Consider the following 13,296-nt stretch of genomic DNA (forward strand, 5'->3'; position numbering starts at 1 on the left):
TCGCCGGGTGCGCACCAGCCGGGCCATCCGCAGCTTGGCCAGGTGCTGGGAGACCGACGGTGCGGGCTTGTCCACCTTCTCGGCGAGCTCGTTGGCCGAAGACTCGCCCTCGGTCAGCGCATACAACACCCGGAGCCGGGTGGCGTCGCGCGTCTCGGGGCCGCCGGTACGACGGCCTAGCCGCTGACCGCTCACCGCTCGACGGCGGCGTGGGCGCGCACCGAGGGCGCGATCCAGTCCTCGAGGAACCGTCGCAGCTCCCGTCCGGTGCGCGGCGGACGGCCCGGGTCCACGATCAGTGACTGCACGGTGCGCAGCATGATCTCGACCAGCTCGTCGAGCCTGCCCTCGGCGAATCCCGCTGCGGCCCAATCGACGTCGAACCGCTGCAGGATCGACCGGCCGAACGAAATGGCCATGTCGGACGTGACGCCCGCGGTGAACGCGCTGGCCTTGCCGGGCTGGAAGACGAGGCCGAGGTACTTGTCGTGCGCGAGTTGCTCGAACGTGTAGGCGATGCCCTCGACCACCGCCTCAGTGGGATCCGTGATCGAACCCAGGTGCGCCGCAAGGCGATCCAAGAACCCGTCGACGGCGGACAGCGCCGTCGACCCCAGTAGCGCCTCGTGGGTGGGGAAGTACCGGTAGATCGTCTGCCGCGTCACGCCGAGCGTCGACGCGACCTCGGAGACGCTCACGGTTCCGCGCGCATCGATGGCACTGCGGGTCGCGCCCAGGATGCGTGCGACCGCCTCATCGTCATCGGCCGGGATGTCACCCGACCAGCCGTGCCGGCGCATGGCGTGATCGTCGCACACGCCGGCCGAAGGTCTTGACAATACAAACGATAGTGATTGTATGGTCCGAAGCATCGAGGTGAAGGAGACCAGGGTGACGACGATCGACAAGCCGGTGAGCGGCACCGACGAGACGCTGACGCGGCGGGGCCTGCGTCACGCGCGGGAAAAGACGACCGACCTGGCCGAACGTGAACTGCGGGTGCCGTTGCACTACTACCGCGATCCCAAGATCACCGAGATCGAAGAATCCCAGATTCTGCGCCGGGTGCCGCTGGCCATCGTCCCGTCGGCCCAGGTGCCCAATAAGAACGACTACGTCGTGCGTTCGGTGCTGGGTGACTCGCTGCTGGTCACCCGTGACCAGACCGGCGCCAGCCACGTCTTACTCAACTACTGCCGGCACCGCGGCGCGATGCCGGCCTGCGGCTCGGGCAACGCCTCGCGGTTCGTCTGCCCGTATCACGCCTGGACGTACCGCAACACCGGCGAGTTGTTCACCGTCCCGGGCAAGGCCGGCTTCGATTCGATGGACACCAAGGACTACGGCCTGGTGGAGCTGCCCTCCGAGGAGCGGCACGGGTTCATCTGGGCGGTGCTGACCGCCGACGCGACCATCGACCTCGACGCCCACCTCGGTGACTTCGGCACCGAACTGGCGCTGTGGAACTACGAGTCGTACGGCTACCACGCGCAACGCGAATTCACGTCCGAGGTGTCCTGGAAGGGCGCGCTGGAAGCCTTCGCCGAGGGCTATCACTTCCCGTACGTGCACGGCGAGAGCCTCATCGGGCAGAACACCCTGGCGAACACGATGGTCTACGACGAATTCGGCAAGCATCACCGCATCGGGTTTCCGTTCACCTGGATCACCAACGCGGACACCGACCCCACGGCGTCGCTGGACCCCTCGACGAACATGGGCGTGATCTATTGGGTGTATCCGAACCTCATCCTGGCCAACAGCCCGGTGGGCGTGGAGATCATCGACATGCTGCCCGCTGGTGAACCGACCCGGTGCACGGTCCGGCACAGCTGGATGGGACGCATCCCGGCCACCAACGACGAGATGAGAGCGGCCTACGACACGGTCTTCGAAGGCGTGCACGCGGCCGTGCGCGACGAGGACTTCGCCATGCTGCCCCAGTGCGGCGAGGGAGTCCGGCACGGCCAGCACGACCACATGATCATCGGACGCAACGAAATCGCCGTCCAGCACATGATCAAGGTGTTCGCGCAGGAACTGGGCGTGGCACTGGCCTGAACGGCGTCGTTGCTCCCGGTTGGGTAGCCGCACCCCAGCGCGGGTACTGATCCTCTGAACCGAAGACGGAGAGGACCCGATGGCGCACGACTACACCGACGACCTGCTGCAAGAACTCGTTGGAACCTACGGGCCGCCCGGCCAGGAGGGCGCGGTACGCGCCGTCTGCGCCCGCGAACTGCAACCCGTGGTCGACGACATGTGGACCGACGACGCAGGAAACTTGATCGGATATATCGCCGCCGACCCCTCGGCCGCCGGTGCCGGTGCGCACGACCACCGCCACCGGACGACGTCGGATCCCGGAACCGCAACGCGGGTGATGGCGCACATGGACGAAATATCCATGATCGTCAAGCGCGTGGAATTCGATGGCACACTGCATCTGACGCAGCTCGGGACAATGTATCCGGGCAACTTCGGCCTGGGCCCGGTCGCCGTCCTCGGTGACAACGAAACCCTCACCGCGGTACTGACTCTCGGCTCCGAGCACACCACCATCGAGAGCCCGAGGATCTGGGAGACCAAGCCCGATCAGGGCGACCGGGCGCTGGACTGGCAGCACGTCTACGTCTTCACCGGACGCAGCACCGAGGAGCTGAGCGCCGCGGGAGTGCACGCGGGCACTCGGGTGTGCGTGGAGCGCAGCAAGAGGGATCTGGTCGAGATCGGCGACTACGTCGGCGCTTACTTCCTCGACGACCGCGCCGCGGTGACTGCTCTGCTGCGGGCCGCGCGTGTGCTGCACGAGCGCGGGCAACGACCCGCCGACGACGTCTATATCGTGTTCACCACCAACGAAGAGATCGGTGGCGTGGGGGGTACCTACGCCAGCTCTCACCTACCTGGCGACCTCACCCTGGCCCTCGAAGTCGGCCCCACCGAACGCGAATACAACACCAGCGTCACCGGCGGTCCGATCATCGGTTACATGGACGCGTTGTGCATCTACGACAAGGAGGTCGCCGACCGGCTCCTGAAGATCGCCACGGATCTGGGGCTGTCGCCGCAGCCGGCCGCGCTGGGCGCCTTCGAATCCGATGCCTCGCACGCCAAGGCGTACGGGCTGACCGCCCGCGCCGGCCTGCTGTGCCTGCCCACGCTCAGCACCCACGGCTACGAGGTCATCGCCCGCCGTGCGCTCGACGACATGGCCGCGATCGTGGTCGATTTCGTGCTGCAGCGGAGTCAAAAGATCGCCTGAAAACGCGACGACCGCGCTAATCACCCTGTTAGGCTGGCGACGCTTCAGGACGCCGAACGATGGGATTAGCACGTGGCGGGCGTGGTCTCTCGAAATTCGCTGCCGGAACAAAGCGAATCCCCGTGACACGCCCACGAATTCGCGCACGAGCGCCGCTGCGGATCTCGTTCGCCGGAGGCGGCACCGACGTCCCGCCGTTCCCGACGACCGAAGGTGGCTGCGTCTTATCGGCGACCATCGATCGCTACGCCCAGGGATCGCTTGCGCCGCGTACCGATCGCCGGGTCAGCATCGAGTCGGTGGACTTCAAGACCACGCACGAGATGACGCTGGACAGCGAGATCCTCTGCGACGGCAGCCTCGACCTGATCAAGGCTGCGGTGCGCAGGTTCGGCCGCGACGGCACGGATGGCTACGACCTGGTGCTGCGTTCCAGCGCTCCACCGGGCTCCGGCCTGGGCTCGTCGTCGACGATGATGGTCGCGCTCACCGGCCTGCTAGCCGAGCACTACCGGGTGCCGATGGGCGAGTACGAGACCGCTCAGCTGGCGTGCGCTATCGAACGCGACGACCTGGGCATCGCGGGCGGCCTGCAGGACATGTACGCCGCGACATTCGGCGGCTTCAACTTCATCGAGTTCACCGACCGGGTGATCGTCAACCCCTTGCGGATCCGCGACGAGACCGCCTTCGAACTCGAGCTCAGCCTGCTGCTGTGCTACACGGGGATCACCCGCGACTCCGCGCGCGTGATCGAGGACCAAACCCGGCGCGCCACAACGGGTTCCGACGACACCCTGGCCGGGCTGCGGGCCCAGAAGGATCTGGCGATCGCGATGAAGGCCGCGCTGCTGACCGGCAAGCTGAACGACTTCGGCGCGCTGCTCGGCGAGGCCTGGAATCAGAAGAAACGCATGTCGCCCTACATCACCAACGAGCGCATCGACGACCTCTACGACCTCGCCCGGAAGAACGGCGCATGCCCAGCCACGACACCGGGCGAATCCAGGAGGCATGCCTGCACCTGGGCCACTCCATCTGCGAAATGGTCGAAGCGGCACTGTTTCCCAGGCCTTCCTGACAGCGACGATGGCCGCACCCGAGCTGCGCACCGTGCGCACCGTGTTCCTGGACCGCGACGGCACGATCAACGTCAAGGCCGCCGAGGGTGAATACATCCGAACACCCGCTGAGCTGGTGCTGTTGCCCGGCGCGGCAAGGGCGCTGGCCACGCTGAACGCCGCGGGACTGCGGACCGTGCTGGTGACCAACCAGCGCTGGTTGTCGGAAAAGGTCGCCGAGCCAGCAGATTTCGCCGCCACGCAGCGGCGCCTCGGCGAAATCCTGGCGCGCGAAGGTGCCCGGCTAGATGCCGCCTACCACTGTCCGCACGCGGCGAACAGCTGCGACTGTCGCAAGCCGCTGGAAGGCATGTTGGTGCGCGCGGCGCGCGAGCACGGTTTCGACCTGGCTGAGGCGGTCATGGTCGGCGACACCGACATCGACATGATGGCGGGCAGGGCGGCCGGAGTGGCGACCATCTTGCTCCGCCCGGGCGGCGGAGAAGCCGTCGACGCCGACTTCGTGGTCGACGACCTGTCCGCCGCGGTCGAATTGATTCTGAGCGCCCGAGCCGGCTAACTCTCGCTGCTCAGCGGGCCTCGACAGGTGGCGCGCGATGCGGCGACTTGCCCCGCATCCTTGCCGCAGCCGCAGCGGTGCTCATAACCTGGCAACATCCGACCGCATCCGGGGGGTTCGGCCCGGCACGGTAGACGACGGCAAGCAGGCGGGTAGGTCATGGCATCACCGCGACGCGCTGAGGGCTGTCTTGATGCTGCGGGCGGCGGTCTATAGCGGTGGCCGGACTGACCGGCGCCCGGGTGGACGAGCTGGCGACGATGGACATCTTCCAAGGCTGTCCCGCCGAAGACCTCGCGCCGCTGGCGGGCCGCCTGCAGCCACTGCGCGCCGCGGCCGGCCAGGTGCTGATGCGGCAGGGGGAGCAGGCCGTCTCGTTTCTGCTGATCTCGTCGGGTACCGCCGAGATCACCCACGTGGGTGACGACGGAGTGGTGATCGTCGAGCATGCGTCCCCGGGCATGATCGTCGGCGAGATCGCCCTGCTGCGTGACATTCCCCGGACCGCGACGGTGACCACCGCCGAACCGCTGACCGGTTGGATCGGTGACACCAGGGCCTTCGCCAGCTTGGTGCACATTCCCGGCATCACGCCGCGGCTGCTGCGCACCGTGCGCCAGCGTCTCGCCGCGTTCATCACGCCGATCCCGATCCGGGTGCGCGACGGCACTGTGCTGTTGCTGCGCCCGGTGCTGCCCGGCGACAGCGAGCGCACCGTGCACGGACACGTCTACTTCTCCAGCGACACCTTGTATCGACGCTTCATGACCCCGCGGCTTCCCACCCCGGCGCTGATGCACTACCTGTCGGAGGTCGACTACGTCGATCACTTCGTGTGGGTGGTCACCGACGGCAACGATCCGGTGGCCGACGCGCGCTTCGTGCGTGACGCGAACGACCCGACGGTCGCCGAGATCGCCTTCACCGTCGCCGACGCCTATCAGGGCCGCGGCATCGGCACCTTCCTGATCAGCGCGCTGTCCATCGCCGCCGAGGTCGACGGCGTCGAAAGGTTCTCCGTGCGAATGCTTTCCGACAACGGGCCGATGCGCGCGATCATGGACCGCTACGGCGCCGTCTGGCAGCGCGAAGACATCGGCGTCATCACCACCGTGATCGACGTGCCCCGCCCGCGCCACCTGCGGCGTGAGGAGGTCGAGCAGATCAAACGCGTGGCCCGGCAGGTGATCGCGGCGGTCGGCTGAGGCCGCGCGGGCGTGGGACGACGGGTGCGGTCGCGTGTTGTGTTATCAACTCCTCATGCGGCCGTTCTGGATTGGTCCGACGCTGGCTGCCGTGCTCACGGTGGTCATCGCCGCGTGCGGTCACTCACCGGCACATGCGCCGTCGGCCAAACCCACGAAATCCGCTCCACCCAGCGCCGTTGCCGTCAACCCCGCCAACATCAAACGGGTCGTTCGGGATCTGCCGCCCGGTTACGAGGTGACCACAGGAATCCCGAGCGCGGCCTCACCGAGGGTGATCTGGAGCCTGGGGGACGACCTGCAGGCCAAGCCGGCCAAGTGCGGGACGCTGGCCGATCCCGGGAATGGGCGCGACCAGTCGGCGCAGGGCGTGTCGGGATCGGGGAGCGGCGGCATCGTCGACGCGGTGGTGGTGGCTTTGCCTGAGCCGGTTGATTTCCCGGACGACCTGCTCACCTCGTGTCCGCAGTGGTCGGAGTCCGCCGGGCGCACCGTGGTGCACGTCCACCTCACCGACGCGCCGCACGTCGATGGTGCCGACACCGTCGGCATGGTGGCAGACGTGAAGTCCTCCGTCGAGTCGGGCACCGAAATAGATTCGCGCACCTACACATTCACCGCGTACCTAGGCAACTACTACGCGTTCACGACGCTGACCACCGATCCGGGTTCGGCGCTTCCGGTGCTGCCGCCGCAATTCGCCGCGGATCTGCTCGCCAAAACGGTGTCCACGTTGCGCAGTTGAGCTACCCGCTTGGGTAGATTGGCCACGATGTCCAAGATGTTGCTCGCGGTCGCGGCTGGCTGCGTCCTGGCCGGCTGCTCTTCGCCCACTCACTCGGCAAAGGTCGACATCAGCAAGGTCGTCGACGTGAAGTCCAACTTCGGACCCGAGTTCAAGGTCAGCGACATCAGCGAACGGGGAATCGATCCCAAGCTGCTGGCGGGCCGGAAACTGCCCGACGGGTTGACGTTCGACCCGGCGAACTGCGCGAAAGTGGCGGCCGGGCCGGACATGCCGGCGGACCTGCAGGGCAACATGTCCGCGGTCACTGCCGAGGGCCGCGGCAACCGGTTCGTGGTGATCGCGCTGGAGACCTCAAAAGCGTTGCCGTTCAACGATCCAGGGAAGGACTGCAACAAGGTGACCTTCACCGGGCCGCAGATGAGGGGCGGTGTTCAGGTGGTCGAGGTGCCGCAGATCGAGAGCACCCGCACGCTGGGCGTGCATCGGGTCATGCAGGCGCTGACACCCGGCGGTCCACGCACCGGTGAGCTGTACGACTATTCGGCCGCGTTCGGCGACTACCAGGTGATCGTCATCGCCAACCCCTTGGTGCTTCCCAATCAGCCCGTTGCGCCGGTGGACACCCAGCGGGCGCGCGACCTGCTCGTCAAAGCGGTGTCCGCGGTGCGCACCTGACGCTCGGCTCGATGGAGGCGATCGCTGCGCCCGGCTGTCGCCGCGCTTGCGACCGGGTCTAGCGCACGCCGCGCGGCCGGAACTGGATGCTCACCCGGGGGCCGACGGACGCCGTCGTCTTGGGCACCGCGTGCTCCCAGGTGCGTTGGCACGATCCGCCCATCACCAGCAGGTCGCCGTGCGCCTGCGGCAGCCGCAGCGACGGGCCGCCGCCGCGGCGCCGCATCGCGAACGAGCGGGTGGCGCCCAGGCTGACGATCGCCACCATGGTGTCCTCCGAGCTGCTGCGGCCGACGGTGTCGCCATGCCAGGCCACGCTGTCCGAGCCGTCGCGATAGCAGCACAACCCGACCGTGGTGAACGGCTCACCGAGCTCGCCCGCGTAGATGTCGTTGAGCCGGCGCCGCAGCCGGGCCAGCTCGGGATGCGGCGGCTCGCCCAGCGTGAGGTCGTGAAAGCTCACCAGCCGCGGCACGTCGACGACCCGGTCGTACATCTGCCGGCGCTCCTCGCGCCACGGCACCGTCGACAGCAGGGCGTCCAGCAGGTCATCGGCGTCGGTGAGCCAGCCGGCACGGATCTCGATGAACGCGCCGTCACCGAGTTGCCTGCGCTCGGTGTGCTGGAACAGGGAGCCTTGGACCGCGATCTCCACGCGACCGAGTTTATCGCACATCCGTTCGATCGCGCGGGGCGCGCGACGGGCGTGTGGCGGGACCTGGCGACGCCGCTACGGTTGACCTGTGGGTGTTGTTGAGCTGGGCACCAATTCCGAGGTCGGCGCGCTGCGCGTGGTCATCCTGCACCGCCCCGGGGCCGAGCTGCTCCGCCTCCATCCGCGCAACGTCGACCAGCTGCTATTCGACGGCCTGCCCTGGGTCGCCCGCGCGCAGGACGAGCATGACCAGTTCTCCGCGCTGCTGCGGTCCCGCGGCGTCGAGGTGCTGCTGTTGTCGGAGCTGCTCACCGAGGCGCTGACGCACAGCGGAGCCGCCAGAATGCAGGGCGTCGCGGCCGCCGTCGACGCACGGCGGCTCGGAGTGCCGTTGGCGCAGGAACTTTCGGGTTACCTGCGGGGGCTCGCGCCGGCCCGGCTGGCCCAGGTGCTGATGGCCGGGATGACGTTCAACGAGTTGCCGTCGGACACTCGGACCGACGTGTCGCTGGTGCTGCGCATGCACCACGGCGGCGATTTCGTCATCGACCCGTTGCCCAACCTGGTCTTCACCCGCGATTCGTCCATCTGGATCGGCCAGCGGGTGGTGATCCCGACGCTGGCGTTGCGCGCCCGCATCCGCGAGGCGTCGCTGACCGACCTCATCTACGCCCATCACCCGCGGTTCACCGGCGTGCGGCGTGCCTACGAGTCGCGCACCGCCCCCGTCGAGGGCGGTGATGTGCTGCTGCTGGCGCCCGGCGTGGTCGCCGTCGGGGTCGGCGAGCGGACCACTCCGGCCGGCGCGGAAGCGTTGGCCCGCAGCCTGTTTGACGACAACCTGGCGAACACGGTGCTCGCGGTGCCGATCGCTCAGCGGCGCGCCCAGATGCACCTGGACACGGTGTGCACGATGGTCGACACCGACACGGTGGTGATGTACGCCAACATCGTCGACTCGTTGTCGGCGTTCACCATTGCGCGCACACCCGACGGCGTCGCGATCAGCGACGAGGCCCCGTTCCTCGAGGCCGCAGCCAAGGCGATGGAGGTCGATAAGTTGCGGGTCATCGATACGGGGCTCGATCCCGTCGTCGCCGAGCGCGAGCAGTGGGACGACGGCAACAACACGCTGGCGCTCGCCCCCGGTGTGGTGGTCGCCTACGAGCGCAACGTGCAGACCAACATTCGCCTGCAGGACGCCGGCATCGAGGTGCTGACCATCGCCGGGTCCGAACTGGGCACCGGCCGCGGCGGGCCCCGGTGCATGTCGTGTCCGGTCGCCCGGGACCCGCTGCGGTAGCGACGCCAAGGCAAAAGCTAGCGCCAGCTGGGCAGCCAGATCTCCATGTTCCACGTCTGCTGCGAAATCGGCAGGCCGGTGAGCACCGGGAACAGCCACGCGAAGTTGGTCACCACCAAGGCCACGTAACAGGACACGGCGATCAACCCCAGCGTGCGCCGCTCCGAGTTCGCCTGCAGCCGTAGCCGCCCGGGCGGGGCGCCCGGGGTGTAGAGGATGTCGCCGCAGATCAGCGCGATGGCCATCACCAGGAACGGCGCCATGGTCGCCGCGTAGAAGAAGTACATCTGCCGATCGATGTCGGCGAACCAGGGCAGCCAGCCGGCGCAGTAGCCGACCAGTACCGCGGCGTAACGCCAGTCGCGCCGGACCAGTGTGCGCCACAACGCGAAAACCAGGACCGGCACGGCCAGCCACCACATCGCGGGGGTGCCCACCAGCATCTCGGCCTTGACGCAGGATTGGGCGCCGCATCCGGCGACATTCTGCTCGTCGATGGCATAGAGCACCGGCCGCAGCGACATCGGCCAGCTCCACGGTTTCGATTCCCAGGGGTGGTAGTTGCCGGCGGAATTCGTTAAGCCTGCATGGAATTGGAACGCCTTGGCCGTGTAGTGCCACAGCGATCGGATGGCGTCGGGCAGCGGCAGCACCGGATGCGGGCCGATCGTCTGGCCCACCTCATGCCGGTCGATGGCGGTCTCGGAGGCGAACCACGGTGCGTAGCTGGCCAGATACACCAGCACCGGCATGACGGCCAGCGCATACACGGTCGGGGCGAGGTCGCGCCGCAAGGTCCCCAGCCAGGGTCGCGTGACCTGGTACTGACGCCGCGCGGCCACGTCGAACGCCAGCGACATGGCTCCGAAGAACAGCACGAAGTACAGGCCGGACCACTTTGTGCCGCAAGCCAATCCGAGCAGGATCCCGGCGCCGAAGCGCCACCACCGCACGCCCAGCCGCGGGCCCCACACCGTGTCGGCGTTGCGGCCCTGCAGCAACGCGATGTGCATCCGTTGCCGAACCTGGTCGCGGTCGACGATCAGCGCGCCGAACGCCGCAACCACGAAGAACGTCAGGATGCCGTCGAGCAGGGCGGTCCGCGAGGCGACGAAGCTGACGCCGTCGCAGATCACCAAAACCCCGGCGATGGCGCCCACCAGCGTCGAGCGGCTGATCCGCCGGACGATCCGCATCACCAGCGCCACCATCACCACACCGAGCAGCGCGCCGGTGAACCGCCACCCGATGCCGCTGTAGCCGAAGATCGCCTCGCCGAGGGCGATCAGCTGCTTGCCGACCGGTGGGTGGACGACCAGGCCGAACCCGGGATTGTCCTCCACGCCGTGGTTGTGCAGCACCTGCCAGGCCTGCGGCGCGTAGTGCTTCTCGTCGAAGACGGGGGTGCCGCCGTCGGTGGGGGAGCCCAGGTTCAGGAACCGGGTCACCGCCGCCACCAGCGTGATCACCCCGGTCGCCACCCAGCCGCGGATTTGATCGGTCGGGCCGAAATCGGCCACCGGCACCAGCGGTCCGGGGCTGACGACGGGCACCACGCTCTCCTGCTCGGCACCCTCCATGGTCAAGGGGGATTCGCGGGGCGGGGCGGTCATCACGTCGATCGTAGGCTGTCGGTCATGACCACCGGCCGCCTGTTGCTGGGCGCGACCCCCCTGGGCCAGCCGTCGGACGCCTCCCCCCGCCTGCTGGATGCCCTGGCCCGAGCCGATGTGGTGGCCGCCGAGGACACCCGCCGGGTGCGCACCCTGGCCAAGGCCCTCGAGGTGCGGATCACCGGTCGGGTCATCAGCATGTTCGACCAGGTCGAGAACGCCCGGGCGGAGTCGGTGATTGAGGCGATCCGCGCGGGCGCGACGGTGCTGGTGGTCAGCGATGCCGGGATGCCGCTGATCAGCGACCCCGGCTACCGGCTGGTGACGGCCTGCGTGGAGGCCGGACTGCCGGTGGGATGCCTGCCGGGGCCGTCGGCGGTGACGACCGCGCTGGCCCTGTCCGGCCTGCCGGCCGAGAAGTTCTGCTTCGAGGGATTCGCGCCGCGCAAGAAGGCGGCGCGACGGACCTGGCTGGACTCACTGGCCGACGAGCGGCGCACCTGCGTGTTCTTCGAATCTCCGCGCCGGTTGTCCGCCTGCCTGCAGGACGCCGTCGAGCGGCTGGGCGGCTCACGCCGGGCGGCGGTCTGCCGGGAGCTGACCAAGGTGCACGAGGAGGTGGTGCGCGGGTCGCTCGACGAGCTGGCGGCGTGGGCGGCCGACGGCGTGCTCGGTGAGATCACCGTGGTGCTTGCCGGCGCCACCCCGAGTGCAGACCTGCCGTCGCTGGTCGTCGAGGTTGAGGAACTGGTCGCGGGCGGCACCCGCGTCAAGGACGCCTGCGGGGAGGTGGCCGCCGCCCACCCGGGGGTGCGTTCGCGCCAGCTCTACGACGCGGTGCTGCAGTCCCGGCGCGGCTGAGGCCGCGCGGTCAGCCGGCCCGGGCTCGCGGCGACGGACGGCAGCCCGACGATCGGGGATGCCTTGTGCAGGCATTCGGCCCACTCGGCGTCCGGGTCGGAGTCGGCGGTGATCCCGCCGCCGACGCCCAGCACGGCGGCGCCCGCGGCGTCGAATTCGACGGTGCGGATGGCGACGTTCAGCTCGCAGCCGGCCACGGGCGAGGCCAATCCCATTGTGCCGCAATATATTCCACGACGATTCGGCTCCCACTGCGAGAGCAGTTGGCGGGCACGGTGTTTGGGCGTCCCGGTGACCGAGGCCGGCGGGAAGGTGGCGTCCAGCAGCGCCGAAGTCGGCAAGTCGGTGGGGACCTGCGCGGACACCGTCGACACCAGGTGCCACACGCCGGGGGCCCGTCGCACCACCAGCAGCTCGGGCACGGTCACCGTGCCGACGATCGCGACTCGGCCGAGGTCGTTGCGGACCAGGTCGACGATCATGATGTTCTCGGCGACCTCTTTGGCCGACGCGCGCAGCGCCGCCGGCCAGGCATCCAGCGGCAGGGTGCCCTTGATCGGGCTGGACGTGACGACGGCACCGCGCCGCTGCAGGAAGAGCTCGGGGGACAGCGACGCCACCGCGCCCCAGGTGCCGGCGACGTAGGCCGCCCGGGCCGGGGAGGTGCGCTCGACGCCGTCGATGAAGAAGTCGAGCGGGGCGCCGGTGACCGTCCCGGTGAACTGCGTGCACACGCAGGCCTGGTAGACCTCGCCGGCGCGGATGGCCTCCAGGCAGGCCAGCACCCCGTCGCGATGCGCCGCCCGGTCGACGATGCCCCAATCGATGTGGCATTCGCGCGGCGCGGCCGCCGGTGCGGCCAGCGCGGTGGCGAGCCACTTCGGCATCGGCGCGCCGGAGAGGCTCTCGTACCACCAGTGCCCGTCGCGGTCGCGGCGCAGCACGCAGTCGGTCCAGCCGCCGGCGGCCTCGGGAATGCGGTTGGGCTGCGCGCCGGCGCCGGCGCCGGGGTCGGGGTAGGACCGGTAACCGATCCAGCCGCCGCCTACCGCGTGCGGCTCCGGTGTCCGCGACGCCTGGACCGCGAACGCGTCGTCGGCATGCACCGGGCGCACCGACAGGCTCGGCGCGATCACCGCCAGGGCGCCGAACCACTCGCCGGTCAGCGCGGCCGGCGGCGGCAGACCGAGCCGGCGGGTGGCGTCACCCACGGCGCGCAGCACCAGGGGTGCGGCGCCAAGATCGCCGAGCCGGTTGATTCGCACAGCCCTAGCTTGACAGAGCGGCGGCGTTTCGCACCCGCGGCGCCCGCCCGGGGGTCGGATGGTGG

The 13,296-nt window shown here is 69.0% G+C and carries 13 protein-coding genes and 1 pseudogene; 9 read left to right on the forward strand and 5 right to left on the reverse strand.

Going from position 1 to position 13,296, the window contains the following annotated elements; genetic code table 11:
• Positions 1 to 147 (reverse strand): annotated as a pseudogene (locus B8W69_RS10680) (ArsR/SmtB family transcription factor); the annotation flags it as partial.
• A gap of 44 nt (positions 148 to 191) precedes the next feature.
• Entirely contained in the window at positions 192 to 800 is a 609-nt protein-coding gene (locus B8W69_RS10685; protein ID WP_085289886.1) for a TetR/AcrR family transcriptional regulator, read from the reverse strand.
• A gap of 58 nt (positions 801 to 858) precedes the next feature.
• Between B8W69_RS10685 and B8W69_RS10690 the strand changes: the two genes are divergently transcribed.
• The 7 genes from B8W69_RS10690 (at position 859) to B8W69_RS10720 (ending at position 7,534) form a co-directional block, all read left to right on the forward strand.
• Positions 859 to 2,061 carry an aromatic ring-hydroxylating oxygenase subunit alpha gene (locus B8W69_RS10690; RefSeq protein WP_085289797.1) on the forward strand — a complete coding sequence of 401 codons (1,203 nt, stop codon included), beginning with the start codon at positions 859 to 861 and terminating at the stop codon, positions 2,059 to 2,061.
• A gap of 79 nt (positions 2,062 to 2,140) precedes the next feature.
• Positions 2,141 to 3,265, forward strand: a complete 1,125-nt coding sequence (locus B8W69_RS10695; RefSeq protein WP_085289798.1) for a M42 family metallopeptidase — start codon at positions 2,141 to 2,143, stop codon at positions 3,263 to 3,265.
• 122 nt (positions 3,266 to 3,387) lie between these two features.
• Positions 3,388 to 4,437 carry a GHMP family kinase ATP-binding protein gene (locus B8W69_RS10700; protein WP_342744682.1) on the forward strand — a complete coding sequence of 350 codons (1,050 nt, stop codon included), beginning with the start codon at positions 3,388 to 3,390 and terminating at the stop codon, positions 4,435 to 4,437.
• On the forward strand, positions 4,355 to 4,906 hold the full coding sequence (locus B8W69_RS10705) for a D-glycero-alpha-D-manno-heptose-1,7-bisphosphate 7-phosphatase (protein ID WP_085289799.1): 552 nt from the start codon (positions 4,355 to 4,357) through the stop codon (positions 4,904 to 4,906). Before B8W69_RS10700 ends, B8W69_RS10705 begins: the two co-directional genes overlap by 83 nt.
• A gap of 260 nt (positions 4,907 to 5,166) precedes the next feature.
• Entirely contained in the window at positions 5,167 to 6,111 is a 945-nt protein-coding gene (pat, locus tag B8W69_RS10710) for an acetyltransferase Pat (protein WP_110881894.1), read from the forward strand.
• 55 nt (positions 6,112 to 6,166) lie between these two features.
• Positions 6,167 to 6,856, forward strand: a complete 690-nt coding sequence (locus B8W69_RS10715) for a DUF5642 family protein (protein WP_085289801.1) — start codon at positions 6,167 to 6,169, stop codon at positions 6,854 to 6,856.
• 27 nt (positions 6,857 to 6,883) lie between these two features.
• Positions 6,884 to 7,534, forward strand: a complete 651-nt coding sequence (locus tag B8W69_RS10720; RefSeq protein ID WP_085289802.1) for a DUF5642 family protein — start codon at positions 6,884 to 6,886, stop codon at positions 7,532 to 7,534.
• A 58-nt stretch (positions 7,535 to 7,592) separates the two neighbouring features.
• Here B8W69_RS10720 and B8W69_RS10725 read toward each other — a convergent pair whose 3' ends face one another.
• On the reverse strand, positions 7,593 to 8,189 hold the full coding sequence (locus B8W69_RS10725) for an alpha-ketoglutarate-dependent dioxygenase AlkB (protein ID WP_181447367.1): 597 nt from the start codon (positions 8,187 to 8,189) through the stop codon (positions 7,593 to 7,595).
• A gap of 88 nt (positions 8,190 to 8,277) precedes the next feature.
• Between B8W69_RS10725 and arcA the strand changes: the two genes are divergently transcribed.
• On the forward strand, positions 8,278 to 9,492 hold the full coding sequence (arcA, locus tag B8W69_RS10730) for an arginine deiminase (protein ID WP_085289804.1): 1,215 nt from the start codon (positions 8,278 to 8,280) through the stop codon (positions 9,490 to 9,492).
• 17 nt (positions 9,493 to 9,509) lie between these two features.
• Here arcA and B8W69_RS10735 read toward each other — a convergent pair whose 3' ends face one another.
• On the reverse strand, positions 9,510 to 11,105 hold the full coding sequence (locus B8W69_RS10735; protein WP_085289805.1) for a dolichyl-phosphate-mannose--protein mannosyltransferase: 1,596 nt from the start codon (positions 11,103 to 11,105) through the stop codon (positions 9,510 to 9,512).
• Positions 11,106 to 11,129: 24 nt separating this feature from the next.
• Between B8W69_RS10735 and rsmI the strand changes: the two genes are divergently transcribed.
• Positions 11,130 to 11,966: a 16S rRNA (cytidine(1402)-2'-O)-methyltransferase gene (rsmI, locus tag B8W69_RS10740; protein WP_085289806.1), complete on the forward strand. Its 837-nt coding sequence runs from the start codon at positions 11,130 to 11,132 to the stop codon at positions 11,964 to 11,966.
• Here the strand turns inward: rsmI and B8W69_RS10745 are convergent.
• Positions 11,933 to 13,231, reverse strand: coding sequence for an aminodeoxychorismate synthase component I (locus tag B8W69_RS10745; protein ID WP_085289807.1), 1,299 nt, complete (start codon positions 13,229 to 13,231; stop codon positions 11,933 to 11,935). The two genes, rsmI and B8W69_RS10745, sit on opposite strands and share 34 nt — an antisense overlap.
• Positions 13,232 to 13,296 lie beyond the last annotated feature (65 nt).

Origin of the sequence: Mycolicibacterium vulneris (genome assembly GCF_002104765.1) — a bacterium.
GTDB classification, from domain to species: domain Bacteria; phylum Actinomycetota; class Actinomycetes; order Mycobacteriales; family Mycobacteriaceae; genus Mycobacterium; species Mycobacterium vulneris.